This is a genomic window from Streptomyces sp. NPDC029014 (genome assembly GCF_055564695.1).
The window spans coordinates 14269-39824 of the sequence record NZ_JBVHVT010000069.1 but is presented as its reverse complement, the minus strand read 5'-3'; the positions used below and the strand labels follow the sequence as shown (position 1 = coordinate 39824).

At 71.5% G+C, this 25556-nt stretch carries 25 protein-coding genes; 19 read left to right on the top strand and 6 right to left on the bottom strand.

The genetic code is table 11. From position 1 onward, the window contains the following. The first annotated feature begins 14 nt into the window (after positions 1 to 14). The 14 genes from ACZ4VL_RS30250 (at position 15) to ACZ4VL_RS30185 (ending at position 12958) form a co-directional block, all read left to right on the top strand. A complete protein-coding gene (locus ACZ4VL_RS30250; protein ID WP_360637101.1) occupies positions 15 to 662 on the top strand; it encodes an L-threonylcarbamoyladenylate synthase in 648 nt (215 codons plus the stop codon). Next, a complete protein-coding gene (locus tag ACZ4VL_RS30245) occupies positions 659 to 1294 on the top strand; it encodes an arsenate reductase/protein-tyrosine-phosphatase family protein (RefSeq protein WP_361088901.1) in 636 nt (211 codons plus the stop codon). The genes ACZ4VL_RS30250 and ACZ4VL_RS30245 overlap by 4 nt, the downstream gene beginning before the upstream one ends. Positions 1295 to 1589: 295 nt before the next feature. Next, complete coding sequence (locus ACZ4VL_RS30240; RefSeq protein WP_361088899.1) at positions 1590 to 2819, top strand: serine hydroxymethyltransferase; 1230 nt, start codon at positions 1590 to 1592, stop codon at positions 2817 to 2819. Between the two features lie 104 nt (positions 2820 to 2923). Continuing rightward, positions 2924 to 4258, top strand: coding sequence for an MraY family glycosyltransferase (locus tag ACZ4VL_RS30235; protein ID WP_468206185.1), 1335 nt, complete (start codon positions 2924 to 2926; stop codon positions 4256 to 4258). A gap of 285 nt (positions 4259 to 4543) precedes the next feature. After that, the gene (locus ACZ4VL_RS30230; protein ID WP_361088897.1) at positions 4544 to 4981 is read left to right on the top strand and encodes a hypothetical protein; all 438 of its coding nucleotides are present in this window, start codon (positions 4544 to 4546) and stop codon (positions 4979 to 4981) included. 210 nt (positions 4982 to 5191) lie between these two features. Next, a complete protein-coding gene (gene atpB, locus ACZ4VL_RS30225) occupies positions 5192 to 6025 on the top strand; it encodes a F0F1 ATP synthase subunit A (protein WP_468206183.1) in 834 nt (277 codons plus the stop codon). An 80-nt stretch (positions 6026 to 6105) separates the two neighbouring features. Further along, a complete protein-coding gene (gene atpE / locus ACZ4VL_RS30220) occupies positions 6106 to 6336 on the top strand; it encodes an ATP synthase F0 subunit C (RefSeq protein ID WP_125645699.1) in 231 nt (76 codons plus the stop codon). A gap of 43 nt (positions 6337 to 6379) precedes the next feature. Continuing rightward, the gene (locus ACZ4VL_RS30215) at positions 6380 to 6919 is read left to right on the top strand and encodes a F0F1 ATP synthase subunit B (RefSeq protein WP_361088895.1); all 540 of its coding nucleotides are present in this window, start codon (positions 6380 to 6382) and stop codon (positions 6917 to 6919) included. After that, a complete protein-coding gene (locus tag ACZ4VL_RS30210) occupies positions 6916 to 7731 on the top strand; it encodes a F0F1 ATP synthase subunit delta (RefSeq protein ID WP_468206168.1) in 816 nt (271 codons plus the stop codon). The genes ACZ4VL_RS30215 and ACZ4VL_RS30210 overlap by 4 nt, the downstream gene beginning before the upstream one ends. A 138-nt stretch (positions 7732 to 7869) precedes the next feature. Further along, the gene (gene atpA / locus ACZ4VL_RS30205) at positions 7870 to 9456 is read left to right on the top strand and encodes a F0F1 ATP synthase subunit alpha (protein ID WP_361088891.1); all 1587 of its coding nucleotides are present in this window, start codon (positions 7870 to 7872) and stop codon (positions 9454 to 9456) included. 20 nt (positions 9457 to 9476) lie between these two features. Further along, a complete protein-coding gene (locus ACZ4VL_RS30200; protein WP_468206165.1) occupies positions 9477 to 10394 on the top strand; it encodes a F0F1 ATP synthase subunit gamma in 918 nt (305 codons plus the stop codon). Beyond that, positions 10395 to 11843 (top strand): F0F1 ATP synthase subunit beta, encoded by a 1449-nt coding sequence (atpD, locus tag ACZ4VL_RS30195; RefSeq protein ID WP_361088887.1) that lies wholly within the window; start codon positions 10395 to 10397, stop codon positions 11841 to 11843. Between the two features lie 163 nt (positions 11844 to 12006). Beyond that, entirely contained in the window at positions 12007 to 12381 is a 375-nt protein-coding gene (locus ACZ4VL_RS30190) for a F0F1 ATP synthase subunit epsilon (protein ID WP_468206162.1), read from the top strand. A gap of 130 nt (positions 12382 to 12511) precedes the next feature. Further along, the gene (locus tag ACZ4VL_RS30185) at positions 12512 to 12958 is read left to right on the top strand and encodes a DUF2550 domain-containing protein (RefSeq protein ID WP_468206160.1); all 447 of its coding nucleotides are present in this window, start codon (positions 12512 to 12514) and stop codon (positions 12956 to 12958) included. Between the two features lie 237 nt (positions 12959 to 13195). Here the strand turns inward: ACZ4VL_RS30185 and ACZ4VL_RS30180 are convergent, their stop codons facing one another. The 3 genes from ACZ4VL_RS30180 to ACZ4VL_RS30170 form a co-directional block, all read right to left on the bottom strand. Further along, on the bottom strand, positions 13196 to 15091 hold the full coding sequence (locus tag ACZ4VL_RS30180; RefSeq protein WP_468206159.1) for a glycosyl hydrolase family 18 protein: 1896 nt from the start codon (positions 15089 to 15091) through the stop codon (positions 13196 to 13198). A 129-nt stretch (positions 15092 to 15220) separates the two neighbouring features. Further along, positions 15221 to 15874 (bottom strand): response regulator, encoded by a 654-nt coding sequence (locus ACZ4VL_RS30175; RefSeq protein ID WP_468206156.1) that lies wholly within the window; start codon positions 15872 to 15874, stop codon positions 15221 to 15223. Continuing rightward, on the bottom strand, positions 15871 to 17100 hold the full coding sequence (locus ACZ4VL_RS30170) for a sensor histidine kinase (RefSeq protein ID WP_468206153.1): 1230 nt from the start codon (positions 17098 to 17100) through the stop codon (positions 15871 to 15873). The genes ACZ4VL_RS30175 and ACZ4VL_RS30170 overlap by 4 nt, the downstream gene beginning before the upstream one ends. A gap of 198 nt (positions 17101 to 17298) precedes the next feature. Between ACZ4VL_RS30170 and ACZ4VL_RS30165 the strand changes: the two genes are divergently transcribed. Beyond that, positions 17299 to 17874, top strand: coding sequence for a hypothetical protein (locus ACZ4VL_RS30165; protein ID WP_468206150.1), 576 nt, complete (start codon positions 17299 to 17301; stop codon positions 17872 to 17874). A 16-nt stretch (positions 17875 to 17890) separates the two neighbouring features. On the opposite strand, the gene ACZ4VL_RS30160 is transcribed toward ACZ4VL_RS30165, so the two are convergent. Beyond that, positions 17891 to 18466, bottom strand: coding sequence for a cob(I)yrinic acid a,c-diamide adenosyltransferase (locus ACZ4VL_RS30160; RefSeq protein ID WP_468206148.1), 576 nt, complete (start codon positions 18464 to 18466; stop codon positions 17891 to 17893). Between the two features lie 196 nt (positions 18467 to 18662). On the opposite strand from ACZ4VL_RS30160, the gene ACZ4VL_RS30155 reads away from it, so the two are divergent. From ACZ4VL_RS30155 to ACZ4VL_RS30145, 3 genes are all read left to right on the top strand, one after another. Further along, the gene (locus tag ACZ4VL_RS30155; RefSeq protein WP_468206145.1) at positions 18663 to 19511 is read left to right on the top strand and encodes a 3-hydroxyacyl-CoA dehydrogenase family protein; all 849 of its coding nucleotides are present in this window, start codon (positions 18663 to 18665) and stop codon (positions 19509 to 19511) included. A gap of 194 nt (positions 19512 to 19705) precedes the next feature. Then, positions 19706 to 20029, top strand: coding sequence for an STAS domain-containing protein (locus ACZ4VL_RS30150; RefSeq protein ID WP_361088871.1), 324 nt, complete (start codon positions 19706 to 19708; stop codon positions 20027 to 20029). Positions 20030 to 20215: 186 nt separating this feature from the next. Then, positions 20216 to 22870 carry an ATP-binding protein gene (locus ACZ4VL_RS30145; protein ID WP_468206143.1) on the top strand — a complete coding sequence of 885 codons (2655 nt, stop codon included), beginning with the start codon at positions 20216 to 20218 and terminating at the stop codon, positions 22868 to 22870. A 96-nt stretch (positions 22871 to 22966) separates the two neighbouring features. Here ACZ4VL_RS30145 and nucS read toward each other — a convergent pair whose 3' ends face one another. Next, positions 22967 to 23638, bottom strand: a complete 672-nt coding sequence (nucS, locus tag ACZ4VL_RS30140; protein WP_361088867.1) for an endonuclease NucS — start codon at positions 23636 to 23638, stop codon at positions 22967 to 22969. A gap of 220 nt (positions 23639 to 23858) precedes the next feature. Between nucS and ACZ4VL_RS30135 the strand changes: the two genes are divergently transcribed. Further along, positions 23859 to 24251, top strand: a complete 393-nt coding sequence (locus tag ACZ4VL_RS30135; protein ID WP_360635747.1) for an SCO5389 family protein — start codon at positions 23859 to 23861, stop codon at positions 24249 to 24251. A gap of 169 nt (positions 24252 to 24420) precedes the next feature. Here the strand turns inward: ACZ4VL_RS30135 and ACZ4VL_RS30130 are convergent, their stop codons facing one another. Continuing rightward, positions 24421 to 25440 (bottom strand): LLM class flavin-dependent oxidoreductase, encoded by a 1020-nt coding sequence (locus ACZ4VL_RS30130; RefSeq protein WP_468206139.1) that lies wholly within the window; start codon positions 25438 to 25440, stop codon positions 24421 to 24423. Positions 25441 to 25556: the final 116 nt, after the last annotated feature.

The following is a 25556-nucleotide window of genomic DNA, read 5'->3' as shown; positions in this document are numbered from 1 at the left end:
GAGGAGGCCCGCTGATGGCCCGGCGATACGACTGCAACGACGCGACGGACCGCGCGACGGGCCTGCGTGAAGCCGCATCCGCCGTGCGCCGCGGCGAGCTGGTCGTGCTGCCCACCGACACCCTGTACGGGATCGGTGCGGACGCCTTCAGCGCGGAGGCCGTCGGCGACCTGCTCGCCGCCAAGGGCAGGGGCCGCAACATGCCCACCCCGGTGCTCATCGGCTCCCCGAACACCCTGCACGGCCTGGTCACGGACTTCTCCGAGCAGGCGTGGGAACTCGTCGACGCCTTCTGGCCGGGCGCGCTGACCCTCGTCGCCAAGCACCAGCCCTCGCTGGCGTGGGACCTGGGCGAGACCCGGGGCACGGTGGCCGTGCGCATGCCGCTGCACCCCGTCGCGATCGAGCTGCTGACCGAGGTCGGCCCGATGGCCGTGTCCTCCGCCAACCTGACCGGCCACCCGGCGCCCGAGGACTGCGACGCGGCGCGCGCGATGCTCGGCGACTCCGTGTCGGTGTACCTGGACGGCGGGCCCACCCCCGGCATCCAGCCGTCCTCGATCGTCGACGTCACCGGGAAGGTCCCCGTCCTGCTGCGCGAGGGGGCGCTGACCGCCGAGCAGCTGCGGGAGGTCGTACCCGACCTCGAGGTGGCCCCGTGAGCCCTCGGGGGCGTGGCATAGCCGACGGCGGGGGCACCTTCCGCATCCTCCACGTCAGCACCGGCAACGTGTGCCGCTCGCCCATCACCGAGCGGCTGACGCGGCATGCGCTGGCGCACCGCCTGGGCGACGTCCCGGCGAGCAGCCTGATCGTGGAGAGCGCCGGCACATGGGGCCACGAGGGCGCCCCGATGGAGGCGAACGCGGCGGCCGTGCTCGCCGACTTCGGTGCGGACGCCACCGGCTTCACCGGGCGCGAGCTCCTCGACGAGCACGTCATACGCGCCGACCTGGTGCTGACCGCCACCCGGGACCACCGGGCGCAGGTCATCTCCATGGGGCACTCGGCCGGGCTGCGGACGTTCACGCTGAAGGAGTTCACCCGCCTGGTACGGGCGATAGACCCGGCGACGCTGCCGCCGCTGGACGACGGCGTCGTCGAGCGCGCGCGAGCGCTGGTCCGCGCCGCGGCGGCGCTGCGCGGCTGGCTGCTGGCCCCCTCGCAGGACGCGGACGAGGTGCACGACCCGTACGGGGCGCCCATCACGTTCTTCCGCTCGATCGGCGACGAGATCAACCAGGCCCTCGACCCCGTCGTCACGGCCCTGACGGGCGTCACGCCCTCGCGCTGATCCCCGCCGGGGTGGCCGGCGGCCGGAGGCCGGCGCAGCGGGCCGAAGCCCGGGAGGCCCCCTCGGGGCCGAGTGGTGCGAGGGGCGCGTGGAGGAGGGGCCGACCAGGCCCTCGACCCCGTCGTCACGGCCCTGACGGGCGTCACGCCCTCGCGCTGATCATCTTCGTCGTAGGCCTGGCGGGGGGCCTGCGGGCCCGTTGACGTCTCCGGGGGACCCCGGGGCGTCCCGCAGCGCGCGACGGCCCCCGCGGGCCTACAGTGGCGGTACCCGGTACCGCCACTGGAGTCGCGCCATGAGCGTCATCACCCCGCCCCCGGACCTGTTGCGGCAGCAGGACCCGCAGATGGCCGACGTGCTCGCCGGGGAGGCGCAGCGGCAGGCCACCACGCTGCAGCTGATCGCCGCCGAGAACTTCACCTCACCCGCCGTCCTCGCGGCCCTCGGCTCGCCGCTGGCCAACAAGTACGCCGAGGGCTACCCGGGCAACCGCTACCACGGCGGCTGCGAGTACGCCGACCTCGCCGAGCGGACCGCCGCCGAGCGGGCCCGGGCCCTGTTCGGGGTCGAACACGCCAACGTCCAGCCGCACTCGGGATCCGCCGCCGTCCTGGCCGCGTACGCCGCGCTGCTGCGGCCGGGGGACACCGTGCTGGCGATGGGCCTCGCGTACGGCGGGCACCTCACGCACGGCTCCCCGGCGAACTTCTCCGGCCGCTGGTTCGACTTCGTCGGCTACGGCGTCGACGCCGAGACCGGCCTGATCGACTACCACCAGGTACAGCAGTTGGCGCGCACGCACCGGCCGAAGGCCGTCGTGTGCGGTTCGATCTCCTACCCGCGCCATCCCGAGTACTCGGTCTTCCGGGAGATCGCCGACGAGGTGGGGGCCTACCTCATCGCGGACGCCGCCCACCCGATCGGGCTCGTCGCCGGCGGGGCGGCGCCCAGCCCCGTCCCGTACGCCGACATCGTGTGCGCCACCACCCACAAGGTGCTGCGCGGCCCCCGCGGCGGGATGGTCCTGTGCGGTGCGGAGTTCGCCGAGCGGATCGACCGGGCGGTGTTCCCGTTCACCCAGGGCGGCGCCCAGATGCACACCATCGCCGCCAAGGCCGTCGCGTTCGGCGAGGCGGCCCGGCCGGCGTTCACCACGTACGCCCACCGGGTGGTGGCCAACGCCCGCGTGCTCGCGGAGGCGCTGACCGCGCACGGGTTCGCCGTGACGACCGGCGGCACGGACACGCACCTGATCACCGCCGACCCGGCGCCCCTCGGCATCGACGGTCCCACCGCCCGCGGCCGGCTCGCCGCGGCGGGGATCGTCCTGGACACCTGCGCCCTGCCGTACGGGGACCAGCGCGGGATCCGCCTGGGCACGGCGGCCGTGACCACCCAGGGCATGCGGGAGCCGGAGATGGCGCGGATCGCGGCGCTGTTCACCGCGGCGCTGCAGGGGGAGGCGGCGAAAACCCGCACGGAAGTGGCCGATCTGGCTCGGTCCTTTCCCCCTTACGGTGGGTAATCGGGGCAAGTGGGGCGTAGTGCAACCGCCGCCGGGGTTCCTTACGTCCTCGCCAACGGGGACATCGCAGCTAATGTGTGGGGCTGAGATGGCCGGCGATACATCTGGGGCAGCCCGTGCGTGAATATCTGCTGACGCTTTGCGTCACGGTGGCGGTGACCTACCTGCTCACCGGGCCCGTGCGGAGGTTCGCGATCGCGGCCGGCGCGATGCCGGAGATCCGCGCCCGCGACGTGCACCGCGAGCCCACCCCGCGGCTCGGCGGCATCGCCATGTTCGGCGGGCTGTGCGCGGGCCTGCTGGTCGCCGACCACCTGCGCAACCTCAACGGCGTCTTCGAGCTGTCGAACGAGCCGCGGGCCCTGCTCTCCGGGGCCGCCCTGATCTGGCTGATCGGCGTGCTCGACGACAAGTTCGAGATCGACGCCCTGATCAAGCTCGGCGCGCAGATGATCGCCGCCGGCGTGATGGTCATGCAGGGCCTGACCATGCTGTGGATCCCCGTCCCGTGGATCGGGACGGTCGCGCTCACCCAGTGGCAGGGCAACCTGCTCACGGTGGCCCTGGTGGTCATCACCATCAACGCGGTGAACTTCGTCGACGGCCTCGACGGCCTGGCCGCGGGCATGGTGTGCATCGCCTCCGCGGCGTTCTTCCTCTACGCGTACCGGATCTGGTTCGGGTACGGGATCGAGGCGGCGGCGCCGGCGACCCTCTTCTCGGCGATCCTGATGGGCATGTGCCTGGGCTTCCTGCCGCACAACATGCACCCCGCGCGGATCTTCATGGGCGACTCCGGTTCGATGCTCATCGGTCTGGTCCTCGCAGCCGGCGCGATCTCGATCACCGGGCAGGTCGACCCGGACACGATGGCCCTGTTCGCCGGCGGTGAGCGCAACGCGACGCACGCGATGCTCCCGGTCTTCATCCCGCTGCTGCTGCCGCTGACGATCATCGCGATCCCGATGGCCGACCTGATCCTGGCCATCGTGCGGCGCACCTGGAAGGGCCAGTCGCCGTTCGCGGCGGACCGCGGGCACCTGCACCACCGGCTGCTGGAACTCGGCCACTCGCACAGCCGCGCCGTGCTGATCATGTACTTCTGGTCCGGCCTGATCGCGTTCGGTGCGGTGGCCTACTCGGTGCACTCGGCCTCGATGTGGATCGTGCTCGTCATCGTGGCCCTGAGCGCCGTCGGCCTGATCCTGCTGCTCCTGCCGCGCTTCAGGCCGCGTACCCCGCGCTGGGCCGAGTTCCTGGTCCCGCCGCGCTACCGGCACGCGGAGCGGGCCGCCGAGGCCGCAGCGCTGGACGCCTCGGGCCGCGAGCCCGAACCCGCCCGGCGGATCGCCGTCGGTGTCTCGGGCGTCAACGGAGCGACCGCCGTGGGCCCCCGTTCGCGCTTCCCCGACCGGCGTAAGGCCGAAACGACGCGCTGACGCCCACGGGGCATGTCGGACATGGGGCGCCATTAGCACACAAGCCGAGGGGTTGTCGCGCACACACGGGCGGGTTCACACTCATGTGTGACAGTCGGCACACCCCCCAGGTAAAGCTCTCATCAAATAGTTTGTGATACCGTTCACTAAACCCGGCGACACAGCCGAAGGACCGTAGTGCGACGGCCCTTTGGCTCGAGGTTCTCTCTCGGACCGGGCCTACGCTCTTCCCGTACGAGTCCCGTACGAGTCCGTGCCCCACCACCACCGCGGAGCCAAAGCGCCATGCTGTCTGATGACGCCCGATCTCTCCTGCACGCCGCAGTGCCCACTGCTGTCGCCGGCGCAGTCGCCGTGACCGTCAGTGCCGTGCTCGCCGGCGGCAAGGGTGCCCTCGGCGCAGCCATCGCCACGGTGGTCGTGATGCTCTTCATGGGCATCGGCTTCGTCGTCCTGCAACGCACGGCGAAATCACTGCCGCAGCTGTTCCAGGCAATGGGGCTGATGCTCTACACGACGCAGATCCTTCTGTTGTTCGTCTTTGTCGCCGTGTTCAAGAACACCACGTTGTTCAACCCGAAGGCCTTCGCCATCACGCTGGTCGCGACCACCCTGGTGTGGATCGCGGCGCAGACGCGTGCTCATATGAAGGCCAAGATCCTCTACGTCGAACCGGACTCGGTGAAGGGCGACAAGCCCGAAAACTCGGGGCCGAAGTCGTGAGGGGTAGGGCCGGGATAAAGGCGCGTTCGAGATCCTGCTATCGTCCGGTGCCAACTGCGGCACTGCGGGCGCGGGCATCCGAGCTGACGCCTGTTCCATCGCGAGGCTCGATGCCTGAACGCCGCCCCATCATCTGTAACACCAGTCCAGTGCCGAACCGCGGCCGTCTGCCGCGCCGACACAACGAGGTTGCCGTACCTATGCGCCACGCTGAAGGAGTCCGCGGTGAGTGACCCGACGCAGGTGCTCGCTTTCGAGACCGACTGTCACATCTTCGACGGATGTGGCTTCCCGGGTCCGGGCCTGCACTCGTTCCTCTTCGAGCCGCTGTGGGGCGACGCCGAGAGCAACCTGTACTTCAACAAGCCGATGCTCCTGGCGCTGCTGGGCTCGATCATCGTCGTCGGCTTCTTCTGGGCTGCGTTCCGCAAGCCGCAGGTCGTCCCGGGCAAGCTCCAGATGGTCGCCGAGGCCGGGTACGACTTCGTCCGCCGCGGCATCGTCTACGAGACGCTCGGTAAGAAGGAGGGCGAGAAGTATGTCCCCTTCATGGTCGCGACGTTCTTCTTCGTCTGGATGATGAACCTCTGGTCGATCATTCCGATCGCCCAGTTCCCGGTGACCTCGATCATCGCCTACCCGGCCGTCCTGGCCCTGGTCATCTACGTCATGTGGATGTCCGTGACCTTCAAGCGCCACGGCTTCGTCGGCGGCTTCAAGAACATCACCGGCTACGACAAGTCCCTCGGTGGCATCCTGCCGCTGGTCATGGTCATCGAGTTCTTCTCGAACGTCCTGGTCCGCCCCTTCACCCACGCGGTCCGACTGTTCGCGAACATGTTCGCCGGCCACACCCTGCTGCTGCTCTTCACGATCGCCAGCTGGTACCTGCTGAACGGCATCGGCATCGCCTACGCGGGCGTGTCCTTCGTGATGGTCATCGTGATGACCGCCTTCGAGCTCTTCATCCAGGCTGTCCAGGCGTACGTCTTCGTCCTCCTGGCCTGCAGCTTCATCCAGGGCGCGCTCGCCGAGCACCACTGAGCACGGTCCGCCCGCTCACACTCCCCCTGTCGTCCGATGGCCAACCCCCATCGGATCCGTGAAAGAGAAGGAATAACGGCATGTCCAACGTGCTCGCTGCCACCGAGATCACCGGCTCCCTCAGCTCCATCGGTTACGGTCTCGCGGCCATCGGCCCGGGCGTCGGCGTCGGCATCATCTTCGGTAACGGCACCCAGGCGCTTGCCCGTCAGCCCGAGGCTGCCGGTCTGATCCGTGCCAACCAGATCCTCGGCTTCGCCTTCTGTGAGGCGCTCGCCCTCATCGGTCTGGTCATGCCGTTCGTCTACTAAGACGAACTCCACGACGTAGACCGATCCGACGAAAGGCACTGATGTGAACCTCCTGGTTCTCGCAGCCGAGCGGGAAAACCCGCTCATCCCGCCGATCCCTGAGCTGGTCATCGGCCTGATCGCCTTCGTCATCGTCTTCGGCTTCCTCGCGAAGAAGCTCCTCCCGAACATCAACAAGGTTCTGGACGAGCGCCGCGAGGCCATCGAGGGCGGTATGGAGAAGGCCGAGGCGGCACAGACCGAGGCTCAGAGCGTGCTGGAGCAGTACAAGGCCCAGCTCGCCGAGGCCCGGCACGAGGCCGCTCGCCTGCGCCAGGACGCGCTGGAGCAGGGCACTGCGCTCAAGGAAGAACTGCGCGCAGAGGGCCAGCGGCAGCGTGAGGAGATCATCGCTGCCGGCCACGCCCAGATCGAGGCCGACCGCAAGGCCGCCTCGCAGGCGCTGCGCCAGGACGTGGGCAAGCTCGCCACCGACCTGGCCGGCAAGCTCGTCGGTGAGTCCCTCGAGGACCACGCCCGGCAGAGCCGCACCATCGACCGGTTCCTCGACGAGCTCGAGGCGAAGGCCGAGGCCGCCCGATGAACGGAGCGAGCCGCGAGGCGCTGCACGCCTCCCGCGAGCGTCTCGACGCGCTGACGGACACGACGTCCGTCGACGCGGCGAAGCTCGCCGGTGAGCTGGCCGCCGTCACCGCGCTGCTCGACCGCGAGGTCTCGCTGCGTCGGGTCCTCACGGACCCGGCGCAGCCGGGCGAGGCCAAGGCCGAGCTGGCCGCGCGGCTGCTGGGCGGGCAGGTGGGCGGGGAGACCCTCGACCTGCTGTCCGGCATGGTGCGCTCCCGCTGGTCGCAGTCCCGCGACCTGGTGGACGCACTGGAGGAGCTGGCGGCCACCGCCGACCTCACCGCCGCGCAGAAGGCCGGCGCGCTCGACGACGTCGAGGACGAGGTGTTCCGCTTCGGCCGGATCCTCGCCTCGAGCACCGAGCTGCGCGCGGCCCTGACCGACCGCAAGGCGACCGCCTCCGCCAAGAGCGAGCTGCTGCGCAGCCTGCTCGGCGGCAAGGCGACCGCCGCCACCGAGCGCCTGGTGACGCGACTGGTCACCCACCCGCGTGGACGTAGCCTGGAAGCGGGACTCGAGTCCCTTTCCAAGCTCGCCGCCGAGCGCCGCAACCGCATGGTCGCCACCGTGACCACCGCGGTTCCGCTCAGCGACGTGCAGAAGCAGCGTCTCGGCGCGGTGCTGGCCAAGCTGTACGGCCGCGAGATGCACCTGAACCTCGACGTGGACCCCGAAGTCCTCGGCGGGATCGTGGTGCAGGTCGGCGACGAGGTCATCGACGGCTCGACCATGAGCCGGCTGACCGAGGCCGCCCGCCGCATGGCCGGCTGACAGCCGCAGCAGTCACCTAAAGAAACACAGCATTCCTAGCGGCCCGGTTGGGCCGTGCAGAACTTGCAGAAGATTCCTGGGGGTCGCCCCCAGACCCCTAAGAAACTTCGGGCCCAACAAGGAGAGCAGGGAACCCAGATGGCGGAGCTCACGATCCGGCCGGAGGAGATCCGGGACGCACTGGAGACCTTTGTCCAGTCGTACCAGCCGGACGCGGCCTCGCGCGAGGAGGTCGGCACGGTCAGCGTTGCCGGTGACGGCATCGCGAAGGTGGAGGGTCTGCCCTCCACCATGGCGAACGAGCTGCTGAAGTTCGAGGACGGCACCCTCGGCCTCGCCCTCAACCTCGAGGAGCGCGAGATCGGTGCCATCGTCCTCGGCGAGTTCAGCGGTATCGAGGAGGGCCAGCCGGTGCAGCGCACCGGTGAGGTGCTCTCCGTCGGCGTCGGCGAGGGCTACCTCGGCCGCGTTGTCGACCCGCTCGGCAACCCGATCGACGGCCTCGGCGAGATCGCGACCGAGGGCCGCCGCGCCCTCGAGCTGCAGGCCCCGGGCGTCATGGCGCGCAAGTCCGTGCACGAGCCCATGGAGACGGGCTACAAGGCCGTCGACGCGATGACGCCGGTCGGCCGCGGCCAGCGTCAGCTGATCATCGGCGACCGCCAGACGGGCAAGACCGCCCTGGCCGTCGACACGATCATCAACCAGCGCGACAACTGGCGCTCGGGCGACGTCAACAAGCAGGTCCGCTGCATCTACGTCGCCATCGGCCAGAAGGGCTCCACCATCGCTTCCGTGCGCGCCGCGCTGGAAGAGGCGGGTGCCCTGGAGTACACGACCATCGTCGCCGCCCCGGCGTCGGACCCGGCCGGCTTCAAGTACCTGGCGCCGTACACCGGTTCCGCCATCGGTCAGCACTGGATGTACCAGGGCAAGCACGTCCTGATCGTCTTCGACGACCTGTCGAAGCAGGCCGACGCCTACCGCGCCGTGTCCCTGCTGCTGCGCCGCCCGCCGGGCCGTGAGGCCTACCCGGGTGACGTCTTCTACCTGCACTCCCGCCTGCTGGAGCGCTGCGCCAAGCTCTCCGACGAGATGGGTGCCGGTTCGATGACCGGTCTGCCGATCGTCGAGACCAAGGCCAACGACGTCTCGGCGTTCATCCCGACCAACGTCATCTCCATCACCGACGGCCAGTGCTTCCTGGAGTCCGACCTGTTCAACGCCGGCCAGCGTCCGGCCCTGAACGTCGGTATCTCGGTCTCCCGCGTCGGTGGCTCCGCCCAGCACAAGGCCATGAAGCAGATCTCCGGCCGCCTGCGCGTGGACCTCGCCCAGTACCGCGAGCTGGAGGCGTTCGCCGCCTTCGGTTCCGACCTGGACGCCGCGTCGAAGTCCGCGCTGGAGCGCGGCAAGCGCATGGTCGAGCTGCTGAAGCAGGGCCAGTACCAGCCGATGCCGGTGCAGGAGCAGGTCGTCTCCATCTGGGCCGGCACCACCGGCAAGATGGACGACGTCCCGGTCGAGGACATCCGCCGCTTCGAGTCCGAGCTGCTGGAGCACCTGCGCCACAACCGCAAGGAGCTCCTCACCTCGATCCGCGAGGGCGGCAAGATGTCGGACGACACCCTGCAGTCCGTCGCCGACGCGATCGCCGACTTCAAGAAGCAGTTCGAGACCTCGGACGGCAAGCTTCTGGGCGAAGACGCGCCGGTGGCCAAGTAACGACGGAAGGGACCTGACTCATGGGAGCCCAGCTCCGGGTCTACAAGCGTCGCATCCGATCCGTTACCGCGACCAAGAAGATCACCAAGGCGATGGAGATGATCGCCGCCTCGCGCATCGTCAAGGCGCAGCGCCGGGTGGCGGCCTCCATGCCGTACGCGACCGAGCTCACCCGTGCGGTGACCGCGGTGGCGACGGGGTCCAACGCCAAGCACCCGCTCACCACCGGGGCCGAGGCCCCGGTGCGTGCGGCCGTGCTGCTGCTCACGAGCGACCGTGGTCTGGCCGGCGGCTACTCGTCCAACGCCATCAAGGCGGCGGACCGGCTGACGGAGCGGCTGCGCAGCGAGGGCAAGGAGGTCGACCACTACATCGTCGGCCGCAAGGGTCTCGCCTACTTCAGCTTCCGTGAGCGCAAGGTCACGGACAGCTGGACCGGCTTCACCGACAGCCCGAGCTACGCGAACGCGAAGGCCGTGGCCGCACCGCTCATCGAGGCCATCTCCCAGGAGACGGCCGAGGGTGGCGTGGACGAGCTGCACATCGTCTACACGGAGTTCGTGTCGATGATGACGCAGAACCCGGTGGACGACCGGATGCTGCCGCTCAGCCTTGAGAAGGCGCAGGAGGAGACGGCGGGCAAGGGCGAAGTCCTGCCCCTGTTCGACTTCGAGCCGTCGGCGGAGGACGTCCTCGACGCCCTGCTGCCGCGCTACGTCGAGAGCCGCGTGTACAACGCGCTGCTGCAGGCCGCTGCTTCTGAGCACGCCGCCCGCCGCCGTGCGATGAAGTCGGCGACCGACAACGCCGGTGAGCTCATCAAGAGCCTCTCCCGGCTTGCCAACGCGGCCCGCCAGGCCGAAATCACCCAGGAAATCAGCGAGATCGTCGGTGGCTCCGCAGCCCTGGCCGACGCGAACGCGGGGAGTGACAAGTAAGTGACGACGTCTACCGATAACGCAGTGGCCGCTGCCACCGGCCGCATCGCGCGGGTCATCGGCCCCGTCGTCGACGTGGAGTTCCCCGTCGACGCCATGCCGGAGATCTACAACGCGCTGACCGTCCAGGTTGCCGACCCGGCCGAGGAGGGCGCGCTCAAGACGCTGACCCTCGAGGTCGCGCAGCACCTCGGTGACGGCGTGGTCCGCGCCATCTCCATGCAGCCCACCGACGGTCTGGTCCGCCAGGCCGTGGTGACCGACACGGGCACGGGCATCACCGTCCCGGTCGGTGACTTCACCAAGGGCAAGGTGTTCAACACCCTCGGTGAGGTGCTGAACGAGCCCGAGGCCAACGGCACCGAGTCCGAGCGTTGGGCGATCCACCGCACGGCCCCGAAGTTCGAGGACCTCGAGTCGAAGACCGAGATGTTCGAGACGGGCCTCAAGGTCGTCGACCTCCTCACCCCGTACGTCAAGGGTGGAAAGATCGGTCTGTTCGGTGGTGCCGGTGTCGGCAAGACCGTTCTGATCCAGGAAATGATCATGCGTGTGGCGAAGCTGCACGAGGGTGTTTCCGTCTTCGCCGGCGTGGGTGAGCGCACCCGTGAGGGCAACGACCTCATCGCCGAGATGGAAGAGTCCGGCGTTCTGGACAAGACCGCGCTGGTCTTCGGCCAGATGGACGAGCCCCCGGGCACCCGTCTGCGCGTCGCCCTGGCCGGTCTGACCATGGCGGAGTACTTCCGCGATGTGCAGAAGCAGGACGTGCTGTTCTTCATCGACAACATCTTCCGCTTCACGCAGGCCGGTTCCGAGGTCTCGACCCTGCTCGGCCGCATGCCCTCCGCGGTGGGTTACCAGCCGAACCTGGCCGACGAGATGGGTCTCCTCCAGGAGCGCATCACCTCGACCCGTGGTCACTCGATCACCTCGATGCAGGCGATCTACGTTCCCGCCGACGACCTCACCGACCCGGCGCCGGCGACCACCTTCGCCCACCTCGACGCGACGACGGTTCTGTCCCGTCCGATCTCCGAGAAGGGCATCTACCCGGCCGTGGACCCGCTGGACTCCTCGTCCCGCATCCTCGACCCGCGGTACATCGCGAAGGACCACTACGAGGCCGCGACCCGCGTCAAGGGGATCCTGCAGAAGTACAAGGACCTCCAGGACATCATCGCGATCCTCGGTATCGACGAGCTGGGCGAGGAGGACAAGCTCGTTGTCCACCGTGCCCGTCGTGTCGAGCGCTTCCTGTCCCAGAACACCCACGCGGCGAAGCAGTTCACCGGTGTGGACGGTTCGGACGTTCCGCTCGACGAGTCGATCGCCGCGTTCAACGCGATCTGCGACGGTGAGTTCGACCACTTCCCGGAGCAGGCGTTCTTCATGTGCGGTGGCCTCGAGGACCTGAAGGCCAACGCCAAGGAGCTGGGCGTCTCCTGATCCGGCGCGCTCTGCGGAGCGCCCGTCGGTTCGCAGTTCCCTCCCGGCCACCGCCGGGAGGGAGCCAGGAGAGGGGCGGGTGTGTCCCGTCCCCCTCCCCACGCCCATTAGAATTTGACCCAACACCCGGCTGACCCGCCGGGTGGTGACCCGAGGAGCCACCTTGGCTGCTGAGCTGCACGTCGAGCTGGTCGCGGCGGACCGTAGTGTCTGGTCCGGTGAGGCCACCCTGGTCGTCGCCCGCACCACGTCCGGCGACATCGGCGTCATGCCCGGTCACCAGCCGCTTCTCGGTGTGCTGGAATCGGGCCCGGTGACCATCCGTACCAGCGAGGGCGGCACTGTCCTCGCCGCGGTGCACGGCGGATTCATCTCGTTCGCGGACAACAAGCTGTCCATGCTGGCCGAGATCGCCGAGCTCGCGGACGAGATCGACGTCCAGCGGGCGGAGCGGGCACTGGAGCGCGCGAAGTCGGAGGCCGATGCGGCCGCCGAGCGTCGCGCGGATGTCCGGCTGCGCGCGGTCGCGGGGCGCTGAGCCCCGTACCGAACAGGTTTGAGACCTCAGCCGCGGTCCGTTCCGGAATTTTCCGGCACGGGTCGCGGCTGAGGCGATGTACGTCCCTTTTTCACGTGCTGCACGTCGATGAGCGAGGAGGTCGGTGAAGATGCTCCTCGCTCTGCTTGTGAGCGGCCTGGTCGTAGCCCTGGTGGTGATCGGCCTGTTCGTCTTCGGGCTGCGCCGCAGACTGATCCAGCGCTCCGGCGGCACCTTCGACTGTTCCCTGCGCTGGGGTGTGGCCGACATGCCGGACCTGTCCGGCAAGGGCTGGGTGTACGGGGTCGCCCGGTACAGCGGTGACCGCATCGACTGGTTCCGCGTCTTCTCCTACTCGCCGCGGCCGCGCCGGCTGCTGGAGCGGGATTCCATCGAGGTGGTCTCGCGCCGCGCCCCGGAGGGCGAGGAGGAGCTGGCCCTGCTGTCCGACGCCGTCGTGCTCGGCTGTACCCATCGGGGTACCCGTCTGGAGCTGGCGATGAGCGAGGACGCGTTGACCGGTTTCCTGGCCTGGCTGGAGGCGGCGCCTCCGGGACAACGGGTGAATGTCGCGTAGTAGTTCCTTGCCCGTTGGGTGGGGGTCCCCCCGGACGGAGTCTGGGGGAGGGTGAATGTCGCGTAGTGGTTCCTTGCCCGTTGGGTGGGGGTCCCCCCGGACGGAGTCTGGGGGAGGGTGAATGTCGCGTAGTGGTTCCTTGCCCGTCGGGTGGGGGTCGAACGTGCGGAAGCCGGGGAGACAGGGGGCGGATCCTGTCTCCCCGGCTTCGTCGTGTGCCGGGTCAGTGCGTGGGGGTCACTGAAGACCGGCGTGGACGGCGGCGGCGAGTTCACCGTTCGCGGTGTCGCCGCTGAACTCCCAGTAGAAGGCGCCCCTGAGCCCCTGTTGCCTGGCCCAGGCCGTCTTCCCGGCGATGGTGGCGGGGGTGTCGTAGCTCCACCAGTTGCTGCCGCACTTGGCGTAGGCCGTGCCGGCGATCGTGCCGGTGGCCGGGCAGCTGCTCTTCAGCACCTTGTAGTCCTCGATGCCCTGCTCGTACGTGCCCTGCGCCGGGCCGGTGGCGGTGCCGCCGGGGGTCGCCTGGGTGACGCCGGTCCAGCCGCGGCCGTAGAAGCCGATGCCGAGGTTGAGCTTGCTGCCGGGGACGCCCTTGGCCTTGAGCTTGGCGATGGCGTCGGCGGAGTTGAACCCGGCTTGCGGGATGCCGGCGTAGGAGGTGAGCGGGGAGTGCGGGGCGGTCGGGCCCTGGGCGGCCCAGGCGCCGAAGAAGTCGTACGTCATCACGTTGTAGAAGTCGGCGTACTGTGCGGCGCCCGCGTAGTCCGCCTTGTCGATCTTGCCGCCGTCCGAGGCGTCGGCGGTGATGGCCGCGGTGACCAGGTTGTTCGCGCCGAACTTCGCCTTCATGGCCTGCATCATGTTCTTGAAGGCGGCCGCGCCCGAGGTGTCGCAGCTCAGGCCGCAGGCGTTCGGGTACTCCCAGTCCAGGTCGATGCCGTCGAAGACGTCGGCCCAGCGCGGGTCCTCGACCAGGTCGTAGCAGGACTGGGCGAAGGCGGCCGGGTTGGCCGCGGCCTGGCCGAAGCCGCCGGACCAGGTCCAGCCGCCGAAGGACCACACGACCTTGATGTGCGGGTACTGGGCCTTGAGCTTGCGCAGCTGGTTGAAGTTGCCGCGCAGCGGCTGGTCCCAGGTGTCGGCCTTGCCGTCGACGCTCTGGTCGGCGGTGTAGGCCTTGTCGTAGTCCGCGTAGGCGTCGCCGATGGTGCACTTGCCGCCCTGGACGTTGCCGAAGGCGTAGTTGATGTGCGTGATCTTCGCGGCGGTGCCGGAGGTGACCAGGTTCTTCACGTGGTAGTTGCGTCCGTAGACGCCCCAGTTGGTGAAGTAGCCGAGCTTGACCCTGTCGCCGGGGTCGGGCGGTTCGGTGCCGCCGGGGGTGGTGACGGTCAGGGTGGTGGAGGAGGGCCCGGTCTGGCCGGCGGTGTCGCGGGCGGTCACGGAGTACGCGTACGTGGTGCCCTTGGTCAGGCCGGTGTCGGTGTACGAGGTCCCGGTGACCGTGGCGATCTTCGTGGCCCCGCGGTAGAGGTCGTAGTCCTTGACGCCCTTGTCGTCGGTGGCCGCGGCCCAGGTCAGGGCCACCGAGGTCTCGGTGACCGTGCCGGCGGTGGGGGTGCCGGGGGCCGAAGGCGGGTTGTCGCCGGGTTCTGAGGGCCCGCCGTCGCAGGATCCGCCGTTGACCTTGCAGCCGGTGGGGGCGCCGGAGCCGGTGCCGTTGAAGCCGAAGCTGATGCTGGCGCCCGGGGCGAGGGTGCCGTTCCAGCCGACGTTCTTGCCGGTCCAGTGGTTGCCGGAGCTGGTGACGGTGGCGTCCCAGGCGGAGGCCACCCGGGTGCCGGCGGGGAAGTCCCACTCGACGGCCCAGGAGCTGATGGCCGTGGTCCCGGTGTTCTTGACCGTCCACCTGCCCTCGAAGCCGGATCCCCAGTCGGAGACCTTGGTGTACGTCGCCGTCGCGGATCCGGCGGCCTGGGCCGGTCCGGCCAGCGCCACCAGTCCGGCGACGGGCAGGGCGAGCGCGGCCACGGCCGCGGCGAGCCTTCTGAACAGACGGGTGCGGGGTGGGGGTGCTGTGCTCAAGGGTGCTCCTCCGTAGGTCCGTCGGGGCCGTGGGGCCGACCGCGACATGGGGGTGGGACCTGCGCCGCCCGTGAGCACGCCGACGGCACGCTCACCACAGTTGCCGCGAGCGTAGAAAGGTCTGGACCAAGCGTCAAGAGGTCCAGACCTCACGGGAGTTGGGGCCGGAGCGGCGCCCTACGGGCCCAACTCCTGCGCCAGTACGGCCGCCTGCACCCGGCTGCGCAGCCCCAGCTTCCCCAGCAGCCTGCTCACGTGCGTCTTGACCGTCGCCTCCGCCATCTCCAGCCGGGCCGCGATCTCCGCGTTCGACAGCCCCTCGCCCAGGCAGTCGAGCACCTCCCGCTCCCGCCGCGTCAGTGACGCCACCGCCTCGGCCGTCTGCGGCGCCAGGGCGGGCCGCACCGCCCGCGGGGCCGCGAACTCGGCGATCAGCCGCCGGGTCACCGCCGGGGCGATCAGCCCCTCGCCGCGCGCCACCGTGCGCACCCCCGCGATCAGCTCGGCGGCGTCCACGTTCTTCAGCAGGAAGCCCGCCGCGCCCGCGCGCAGCGCCCCGAACACGTACTCGTCGAGGTCGAACGTGGTAAGCACCAGCACGTCCGCCAGGCCCTCCGCCACCACCCGGCCCGTCGCCGACACCCCGTCGAGCCGCGGCATCTGCACGTCCATGAGCACGAGGTCCGGCCGCAGCTCCCGGGCCAGGCGCACCGCCGCCTCGCCGTCCGCCGCCTCACCCACGACCTCGATGTCCCCCGCGCTGCGCAGGATCAGCACCAGCCCCGCCCGCACCGCGCTCTGGTCCTCGGCCACCACGACCCGGATGGTCACGCCGTCACCGCCTTCTCCTCGGCGGGCAGCACCGCCCGCACCTGCCAGACCGGGCCCTGCCGGCCCGCCGTGAACTCCCCGCCCAGCAGTTCCGTCCGCTCCCGCATGCCGACCAGCCCCGCCCCCGAGCCGGGGGCGCGGGGGCCCGGCTGCTCACCGTACGGGGACTCCACCTCCACGGTCAGGGCCGCGTCGGAACGGGCCACGCGCACCCGGACCGTGCCCGGCGCGGCGTGCTTGAGGGCATTGGTCAGCGATTCCTGGACGATCCGGTACGCGGCCAGTTCCACCGGGGCCGGCAGCGGTTCGCCGTCCGGCTGCCGGGCGTCGTCCAGGGCGAACGCCAGCCCGCTCGCCCCGCCGTTGGTGCGGGCCTGCTCCAAGAGGGCGTCGAGCCCGTCCAGCGACGGGGTGGCGACCGCCTCCTGCTCGGCGCCCGCGGTCCGCAGCAGGCCGATCAGCCTGCGCATCTCGGCCAGCCCCTGCACGCTGTTCTCCCGGATCACCCCGAGGGCCTCGCGGCTGGTGGCGGGGGAGTCGATCGACAGCGCCGCGGTGGAGTGGATGGCGATCGCCGACAGGTGGTTGGCCACCATGTCGTGCAGTTCCCGGGCCATCCGGGCGCGCTCCGCGGCCACGGCCTGCGTGCGGTCCATTTCGGCCAACAGTGCGGTCTGCTCGGCCCGCAGCCGGGCGGCGATCGCGGCCTCCCGGTGGTTGCGCAGCGTAGCGCCCGTGAGGGCCGGGCCGAAGCCGACGATGCCCGTGAGCACCCCGATCAGCAGGGCGTGGGGCGCGGGCAGGAAGGCCAGGGAGACGAGCGTGACGACGACGGTGACCAGGCCGGTGCTGATCGGGAGCCGCCGGGCCGTGGACGGTTTCCCGTAGACGACGGCCGCGTACATCAGGTCCGTGAAGAGGACGACGGTGGCCAGGTTGCCGACCGTGAACTGGTCGGCGACGGTCGCCGCGACGCCGACGGGCAGGGTGACGGCGTGGACGCTGCGCCGCAGCAGCACCGTCGGCCCGATGACCAGCAGGGGGACGAGGGCCGCCCAGTCGGGGAAGAACTGCCGGCTGCCCGTGTTGCGGACGCCGAGCGACCACAGCAGCAGGCCGCCCAGTACGCCGACCACCGCGATGATCACGTCGTCGCGGTGGGGAGGCGGGATCCGGCGACGTGCGGCGGCGGGCGCGGCGGCGGGCGCGGGCGCGGAGTCGTTCACGGTCCCATCCAACACGGTGGGGCCGGGCCGGGCCTCGACGTCAGGGCGGACATCGGTGCCGCTCGCAGTACACCGAAGGATGCAGTCACGTTTCGTCACCGACGACGACGTATCGGCGCGGAACGGACGGGAGGCTGGATCCAGCCGTCAAGGAGCCGGCGCCGACGTCGCCGGACCACCGGCCGGAAGGAGAGAACCGTGCTCGTCACCCTGGTCATTGCCTGCGAGGTCGGCTTCTGGGTGCTGCTGGCCGGCGGACTCGCGCTGCGCTACCTCGCGCGGATGCCCCGGTTGGGGGCGGCGGTGCTGCTGGGCGAGCCGCTGCTGGAGCTGACGCTGCTCGTCGCCACCACGCTGGACCTGAGGAACGGCGGCGAGCCGAGCTGGCGGCACGGCCTGGCCGCCGTCTACATCGGCTACACCGTCGGCTACGGCCACTACACCGTGAAGTGGCTCGACCGGCACGCGGCGTACCGCTTCGCCGGCGGGCCGAAGCCCGCCGGCGCCGGGTACGGCAAGGAACGCGCCGTGCACGAGTGGAAGCTGTGGCTGCGGACCCTGGCCAGCGCCGCGGTCGCCGCCGCGCTGCTGCAGGGCGCGATCTGGTACGCGGGCGGGACGGCGGACACGTCCGGGCTGGAGGCCTGCCAGTTCGCCGTGCTGCGGGCCGTCGGCATCCACGCGGTCGTGGCGGCCACGTACACGATCTGGCCCCGCAAGGCCCCGGCGGCGGCCGGGGCCCCGGACTCCCCCCTGGTGAAGGACGGGAGCTAGGTGCTGGGCGGGGGCGTCAGCCGCGCTCGCCGCCCGGCACCCACAGCACGTCCCCGACCTCCTTGTTGGCCGTACGGGCCAGGATGAACAGGAGGTCGGAAAGGCGGTTGAGGTAGGTGGCGGTCAGCGGGTTCATGATCTCGCCGTGCGCCTCCAGCGCCGCCCAGGTGGAGCGCTCGGCGCGGCGGACCACGGTGCACGCCTGGTGCAGCAGCGCCGCGCCGGGGGTGCCGCCGGGCAGGATGAAGCTGCGCAGCTTCTCCAGATCGGCGTTGAAGCGGTCGCAGTCCGCCTCCAGCTTGTCCACGTACGCCTGCTCGATGCGCAGCGGCGGGTACTCCGGGTCCTCCACGACCGGTGTGCACAGGTCCGCGCCGACGTCGAACAGGTCGTTCTGCACCCGGACGAGGACCTTCACGACGTCCTCGGGGAGGCCGCCGAGGGCGATCGCCGTGCCGAGGGCCGCGTTGGCCTCGTTCGCGTCGGCGTACGCGGAGATCCGCAGGTCCGTCTTGGCGGTCCTGCTCATGTCGCCGAGGGCCGTCGTGCCCTTGTCGCCGGTGCGGGTGTAGATGCGCGTGAGGTTCACCATGCGGCCAGCGTAATGAGCGCGGCGGGCGGGCGGAAAGCGAACTCGGCGGAGGGCGCGGAGCGGTGGGCCGTCCCGGTGTGATGTCCGTCATCTGAGACGTGACGCGTGTTACTTCACGGTCACTCCGCCCCTGACTCCCGCTAGTCTCCGGCCGAGAGGCTACGAGACTGGCCGTTTGAAGAACGAGGGGTGTGCAGTGGCTGGGAAGCTCGCCGTCATCGGTGCGGGGCTGATGGGTTCCGGAATCGCTCAGGTCTCCGCTCAGGCGGGGTGGGACGTGGTCCTGCGTGACGTCACCGACGCGGCGCTGACCCGCGGCACCGACGGCATAAAGGCCTCGTACGACAAGTTCGTCTCCAAGGGCAAGATGACGGCGGAGGACGCCGAGGCCGCGCTCGCCCGCATCACCACGACCACGGACCTCGAAGCGGTCGCCGACGTCGACATCGTCGTCGAGGCCGTCTTCGAGAAGCTGGACGTCAAGCACGACATCTTCCGGACGCTGGACAAGCTCGTCCGCGAGGACACGATCCTCGCCTCCAACACCTCCGCCATCCCGATCACCAAGATCGCGGCGGTGACGGAGCGTCCGGAGCGGGTCGTCGGCGCGCACTTCTTCTCGCCCGTCCCGATGATGCAGCTGTGCGAGCTCGTCCGCGGCTACAAGACCAGCGACGAGACCCTCGCCGCCACCCGTGCGTTCGCCGAGTCCGTCGGCAAGACCTGCATCGTCGTCAACCGCGACGTCGCCGGCTTCGTGACGACCCGTCTGATCTCGGCCCTGGTCGTCGAGGCCGCGAAGCTGTACGAATCGGGCGTCGCGTCCGCCGAGGACATCGACATCGCCTGCAAGCTCGGCTTCGGTCACGCGATGGGCCCGCTGGCCACCGCCGACCTGACCGGCGTCGACATCCTGCTGCACGCCACCAGCAACATCTACACCGAGTCCCAGGACGAGAAGTTCGCGCCGCCGGAGCTGATGCGCCGCATGGTGGACGCCGGGGACTTCGGCCGCAAGACCGGACAGGGCTTCTACAAGCACTGAGCCCCGGGAGGCGGGGACGCCTCCGGGACCGGGCGCCACTGAGCACCAGTTCGATCACTCCGCCTCGCGAGTGATTTAGGTATCGGTTCGCTCACGGTCGGCAACTTCACCGCCCATGCGGCAGTCAGTTCCAGTGAGAGTTGCCGACCACGGACCGCCGGACCATACGTACGCAAGGACTGCCGGGAGCGCATATGCACATCAGGGGCGACCACGCCGAACTCGCTGTCGGGGGCCGCCTCGACGTGCGCAGCGCGGCGGACGCCCGTGCGGCCCTGCACACCGCCCTCGACGACGGCCGCGGCGACCTCGTCCTCGACCTCACCGGACTCGACTCCTGGGACGCGACCGGCCTCGGCGTGATCATGGGGGCCCACCGGCGGGCCGGCCGCACGGGCCGCCGGCTCGTCCTGCGCGGTGTGCCGCCGCAGATGCAGCGGCTGCTCGTCGCCACCCGCCTCCACCGGATCCTCGCCATCGAGGGCGGCCTGGAAGCGGAATCCCTGCCCAGGGTCTGACGGTCCCCGCCGGCCGTTTCCTCCTGCGGAAACGTAACGGTCCGGCGGATAAGGCACCCCTGCGGTTCCGTGTACCGCCGAGCACCGTCTAGGGTCGATCGGACACCGGACCCGTAGCAACAGCGGAATGTGCGAAGGCCGGCGGCAGTACGGCAAGAGCACAGGGCGCGATCGGGGGACTTGGTCATGGACCGCACGCAGGGGCAGGCCGAACCGGTGGAGCGCGCCGCGGCGGGCTCCGGACCGCACACGGCGTCCACCCCCGTGGCCCGGATCACCACCCTCACCGCGGGCGAGTACACCCTCACCGTCAACCCCGTCGACGGCAGCGAGATCCAGCCCCTTCGGCCCGGCGCCGCAGTCGGCCGCCCCGCCCGCCGGGACGCGGCCGACCGCCGCGAACAGGACGCCGCCGGGCGCCCGCCGGTGCTGCCCGGCCGCGCCGCCGACCCGGCGCCGCTCCTCGCGCGCGGGGAGGAACGGGAGCGCCTCGTGCGGCTGCTGGGCCGCGGCCGCTCCGTACGGCTCACCGGACCGGCCGGCTCCGGACGCACCGCCCTGCTCGACGCCGTCGCCGCCGACTGCGCCGGGCTGGCCCCCGACGGCGTCGTCCGGCTCTCCGGGTACGGGCACCAGCAGCCCGGCGAACTGCTCCACGCCCTCCACGCGACCGTGTACCGGGCCTCCGAGGAGCGGCCCGAACGGGACGAACTCCTCGCCCGCGTACGGGACATCGGGGCCATCGTGATCCTCGACGACCTGGAGATGGGCGGCAGCGCACTGGACGAGCTGCTGCGGGCCACCCCCGAGTGCGCCTACCTGCTCGCCGCCGCCCCCGACACCGCCCCCGCCGACGAACTGCACCTGGAAGAGGTCTTCCTCGGCGGCCTGAACCGCGCCGACTGCCTCGGGCTGCTCGAAGCGGGCGTCGGCCGGCCGCTCACCGAGGCCGAGGCCGCCTGGGCGGAGGACCTGCGCTTCGCCTCCGAGGGCCTGCCGCTGCGCTTCGTCCAGGCCGCCGCCCTGCTGCGCCGCCGCGACGAGCTCAACCGGGGCCGGACCGGGGACGAGGACGAGGAACCCGGCGTCTTCGAGGAGCGGCCCCGCGACGCCGCCCCCGTGCCGCTGCCGACGCTCGCCGAGGGCGCGGCCCCGGCCGAGCTGCTCGCCTCCCGGGCCAGCGAGTCCGCCCGGGCCGCCCTGCGGATCGCCTGCGCGCTCGGCGGGGAACTCCCGCACCACGCCCACCTGCCGGCGCTGGTGGGGGACACCCACGCCGACGCGGCCGTCGCCGAACTGCTGGCCAGCGGTCTGATCACCCCGGTCGGGCCGCGGTACCGGCTGGCCGCCGGGGTCGCCCGGCAGCTGGAGGAGGCCGGGTACGGGGACACCGCCGCGGAGGAGGCCCGTACGGCGGCCCGGCACTACGCCTGGTGGACCGGGCACTCCTCGGTGACCCCGGCGCGGGTCGCGGCCGAGGCGGACGCGGTGCTGGCGGCCCTGGGCGGCGCCGACGTGGTGGCCGCCGTCCTGCTGGCCCGCAGCGCGGCGCCCGCGTTCGCGGCGTCGCGGCACTGGGAGGCCTGGGAGCGGGTGCTGCGCGCGGGCGCCGAGGCCGCGCGGAAGGCGGGGGAGGTCGCCGAGCAGGCGTACTTCCACCACGAGCTGGGCGTGCTCGCCCTGTGCGAGGGGCGGCTGGACCGGGCGCGGGCCGAGCTGGAGGCCTCGATCGGGCTGAAGGGCGCCCTCGCGGACAAGCGCGGCACCGTCGCGGGCCGGCGGGCGCTGGCCCTGGTCACCGACCGCGAGGCGGCGGGCGTGGCGGTCTCGCCGCCGCTGCGGCTGGCGGCCCCGGCCGACGCGCCCACGGCCGCGCTGCCGGCGCCGGCACGGTCGGCGCCCGCGCCAGCGGCTCCCGAACGGCCGACGCCCGCTCCCACGCGGCCGGCCGCGCCGTCGGCGTCCCCGTCCCCGTCCCCGTTCCCCTCCCTGTCGGCGTCCGCGGCTGCGTCCGCGGTCCCGGCCAGGCCTTCGGGTCCGCCCGCCGCAGCCCGGTCGGGGTCCCCGGCCGGTTCCCCGGCCGCCGCCCGGCCCGGTGCGGTGCCGCCGGCGTCGGAGGCGGAGACCGCGGTGCTGCCCGCGTCGGAGGCCGCCACCGCCGCCCTGCCCGCGACCGGGGCCGCGACCACCGCGGTGCCGGTGATCCGCCGGTCCGTGGCGCCGAGCAGCCTGTCGGAGGTGTACGCGGAGGCCTTCCCTCTCGACCCGAAGCCGACCACGCCGACGCGCCCGGTCCCGCCGCCGCTCATACCGCCGCGCCCCGTGGCGCGCCCGGCCCGGCAGCGCCGCAAGCCGGTGCTGCTCGCGGCGGCCGGAGTCCTGGCCGCCGTGGTGCTGGGCACGGTGGTGGGTCTGGCCATGACCCCGTCCGATGAGCAGGAGCCGGGCAGCGACCCGGTGACCCAGTCGACCCCCGCGCCCGCGGAGCCGGGCACGACGGGCACGACGGGCACGACGGGTTCGGGAGGGAACGATTCTGCGCCGGAGCCGGGCTCCTCGGCCCCCGACGCTGCCGAGACCGGGCCCGCCCGGCCCGGCCAGAGCGCGGCCCCGACCGCATCGGGTTCCGCCGCTCCCTCGCGCCGGCCCTCCTCGGCGGTGCCCTCGCAGCAGACGCCCTCGTCGCCGAAGCCCACGGGCACGTCCCAGGCGCCGAGCCCGAGCGCCACGCCGTCCCCGTCGCAGTCGGCGGCCCCGACCCCGACGGTCAGCACGACCACCGGGACGGGGCCGGCCACGGCCGGGACCGGCCCGGCCGGAACAGCCCCGGCCACGCCCTGACGGCCACCCGAAGCCGGCGGCCGCGCGGCTGCTGCCGATGCGCCGGGGCGGCCGCGCCACGCCGGCCCGCCCTGCGGCCGGCCCGGCGGGAGCCGGCTAGAACAGCCGGAGCTTGTCGTCCTCGATGCCGCGCAGGGCGTCGTAGTCCAGCACCACGCACTCCATGCCGCGGTCCGTGGCCAGCACGCGCGCCTGCGGCTTGATCTCCTGGGCCGCGAACACACCGCGGACCGGGGCCAGGTGCGGATCGCGGTTGAGCAGCTCCAGGTAGCGGGTCAGCTGCTCGACGCCGTCGATCTCACCGCGGCGCTTGATCTCGACCGCCACCGTCGCCCCGTCGGCGTCCCGGCACAGGATGTCGACCGGACCGATCGCCGTCATGTACTCGCGGCGGATCAGGCTGTAGCCCTCGCCCAGCGTCTCGATGCGGTCGGCCAGCAGCTCCTGGAGGTGCGCCTCGACTCCGTCCTTGATGAGGCCGGGGTCGACGCCCAGCTCGTGGGAGGAGTCGTGGAGGACTTCCTCCATGGTGATGATGAGCTTCTCGCCCGCCTTGTTGACCACGGTCCAGACGCCGGCCTCGTCCCCGGTCCCCTCCTTGAGGGTGCACGGGGGCGACATCCAGTTGAGCGGTTTGTACGCCCGGTCGTCCGCGTGGATGGAGACACTGCCGTCAGCCTTCACGAGGATCAGACGGGGTGCCGAGGGCAGATGGGCGGTGAGCCGGCCCGCGTAGTCGACGGAGCAGCGGGCAATGACGAGACGCATGGTCGGCAACGCTACTCGACCGACCCGCCTCCACGCGATTCGCCCCCGAAAGCCCCGTTCGCCGATGGCGCGTTGTATGCGCATTCTCCTGGTGCGGCACCCAGCGGGCGCCTACCGTGGAAGCGGGAGGTCGTCGAGCGTGCACGCTGCGTCGCCGATCTCCTTCCCTGCCCGTAAGACTCCGGCTACCCAGAGGGTCGGGGTCGCGAGAGGAGAACCCATGTCGCTCGACGTCTCACCGGCCCTACTCGAACAGGCCGAGCGAGGCGAGGTCGACGAAGCCGCCTTCGTCGACTGCGTCCGGACCTCCCTGCCCTTCGCTTGGGAGATGATCAGCTCACTCGTGGCTCAGCTGAAGGTGGACGGCGGGGACTTCGCCGACAACCAGACGCCGCCGCCCGACGAGCACGCGCGCGGGCAGCTGCTGCGCGCGCTCGCGAGTGACGCGATACGGGGTGCGCTGCAGCGGCACTTCGGGGTGCGCCTGGCCTTCCAGAACTGCCACCGGGTCGCGGTCTTCCCCCTGGACGCGTCCGCGGACGACCGGCTCGCCCGGTTCACGTCGGTCCGTGCGCAGCTGCTCAACCAGTCGCCGGAGCTCCGCGACTGCTAGCCCGCGGACGGCACCACAGGCCCCGGCCCGACCCGCACGACCGTACTTTCGCTGCCGCTCCGTATCGGGGGAGGTGCCACGGATACCGGAGCGGCAGCCCAGGCAAGGGGGCGGGGCAGGGGCAGGCCGGAGCCAGGACCCGCGCCGGGCGGGCCCTGGCGGGGAGGCCTCAGACGAGGCGGGGCAGCACCTCGGCACCCAGGCGCCTGACGTTCTCCTCGGTCGCGGCGAGGTCGCCGGAGCCCTCCGCCAGCAGGGCGAACCGCGTGATGCCGGTCCGCTCGGCCGTCGCCGCCAGCCGGTCCGCGGCCCGCCGCGGGGTGCCCACCGGATGCAGGTCGCACAGCAGCTCGGTGTAGGCGACGGGATCCCGCATCGCGCGCGCCCGACCGTCCACCGTCACGTGCGCCTCCAGCCCCTGCTTCAGCCAGCCCGGCATCGCCTTCATCAGGGTTTCGCGCGCGTCCGCGGTGCGGTCCGCGAGCTGGCACACGCCCGCCGACACGTGCGGGGCGTGCGGGTCGTGTCCGGCCGCGGCGGCCGTACGGCGGTAGAGCGCGACCATCTCCGCCTTGTCCTCGTCCCCGCAGTGCATCCCCAGCAGCATCGGCAGTCCCCGCTCCGCGGCCAGCCGGACCGACGCGGGGGAGGTGCAGGCGACGATCACTTCCGGCCCTGATCCGTCGCCGTCCAGCGCCTCCGCCGGACGCGGTACGACGGACACCTCGCGGAAGACGTGCCGCTCGCCGACGGCGGACACCCGCGGCTCGGTCAGCCAGCGCCGGAGTAGGTCCAGGTCCTCGGGGAAGCCGTGCTCGTGCGCGCGCAGGCCGGCGCCGAAGACCTCCAGGTCCACCCAGGGACCGCCCCGGCCCACCCCGAGGGTGAACCGGCCGCCCGAGGTGAGGTGCAGCAGCGCGGCCTGCTCACCGAGGGCCACCGGGTGCGTGTTCGGCAGCACGCTGACCGCCGTGCCCACCCGCAGTCGCCTCGTCCGGCCCAGCAGCAGGGCCGCCAGGGTCACCGCCGAGGGGCACACCCCGTACGGCACGAAGTGGTGCTCGGCGAGCCAGACCGCGTCGAGCCCGGCCTCCTCCGACACCTCCGCCGTGCGCACCGCCCGGTGCAGCGTCTCCCCCTGACCCTGGCCCGGGAACTGGGCCGCCACTACAAACGCTCCTACGCGCATCGCCTTAGCCTCCTCGTTGGCTGACGCGGCCTCCCCCAGGTGCGACCGGTGCATCTGATGGCAACAACGTCTGACACGTGCCAAAGGCACGGCCTGACCGGAAAGTTATTGGGATA

Bases quoted from the DNA above. Each gene is read 5' to 3' on its own strand.
- atpA (WP_361088891.1), top strand. From the start codon at position 7,870: ATGGCGGAGCTCACGATCCGGCCGGAGGAGATCCGGGACGCACTGGAG.
- ACZ4VL_RS30130 (WP_468206139.1), bottom strand. From the start codon at position 25,440: ATGCGCGTAGGAGCGTTTGTAGTGGCGGCCCAGTTCCCGGGCCAGGGT.
- nucS (WP_361088867.1), bottom strand. From the start codon at position 23,638: ATGCGTCTCGTCATTGCCCGCTGCTCCGTCGACTACGCGGGCCGGCTC.
- ACZ4VL_RS30230 (WP_361088897.1), top strand. From the start codon at position 4,544: ATGCTGTCTGATGACGCCCGATCTCTCCTGCACGCCGCAGTGCCCACT.
- ACZ4VL_RS30145 (WP_468206143.1), top strand. From the start codon at position 20,216: ATGGACCGCACGCAGGGGCAGGCCGAACCGGTGGAGCGCGCCGCGGCG.
- ACZ4VL_RS30135 (WP_360635747.1), top strand. From the start codon at position 23,859: ATGTCGCTCGACGTCTCACCGGCCCTACTCGAACAGGCCGAGCGAGGC.
- ACZ4VL_RS30250 (WP_360637101.1), top strand. From the start codon at position 15: ATGGCCCGGCGATACGACTGCAACGACGCGACGGACCGCGCGACGGGC.
- ACZ4VL_RS30180 (WP_468206159.1), bottom strand. From the start codon at position 15,091: ATGTCGCGGTCGGCCCCACGGCCCCGACGGACCTACGGAGGAGCACCC.
- ACZ4VL_RS30150 (WP_361088871.1), top strand. From the start codon at position 19,706: ATGCACATCAGGGGCGACCACGCCGAACTCGCTGTCGGGGGCCGCCTC.
- ACZ4VL_RS30240 (WP_361088899.1), top strand. From the start codon at position 1,590: ATGAGCGTCATCACCCCGCCCCCGGACCTGTTGCGGCAGCAGGACCCG.
- ACZ4VL_RS30210 (WP_468206168.1), top strand. From the start codon at position 6,916: ATGAACGGAGCGAGCCGCGAGGCGCTGCACGCCTCCCGCGAGCGTCTC.
- atpE (WP_125645699.1), top strand. From the start codon at position 6,106: ATGTCCAACGTGCTCGCTGCCACCGAGATCACCGGCTCCCTCAGCTCC.
- ACZ4VL_RS30160 (WP_468206148.1), bottom strand. From the start codon at position 18,466: ATGGTGAACCTCACGCGCATCTACACCCGCACCGGCGACAAGGGCACG.
- ACZ4VL_RS30200 (WP_468206165.1), top strand. From the start codon at position 9,477: ATGGGAGCCCAGCTCCGGGTCTACAAGCGTCGCATCCGATCCGTTACC.
- ACZ4VL_RS30185 (WP_468206160.1), top strand. From the start codon at position 12,512: ATGCTCCTCGCTCTGCTTGTGAGCGGCCTGGTCGTAGCCCTGGTGGTG.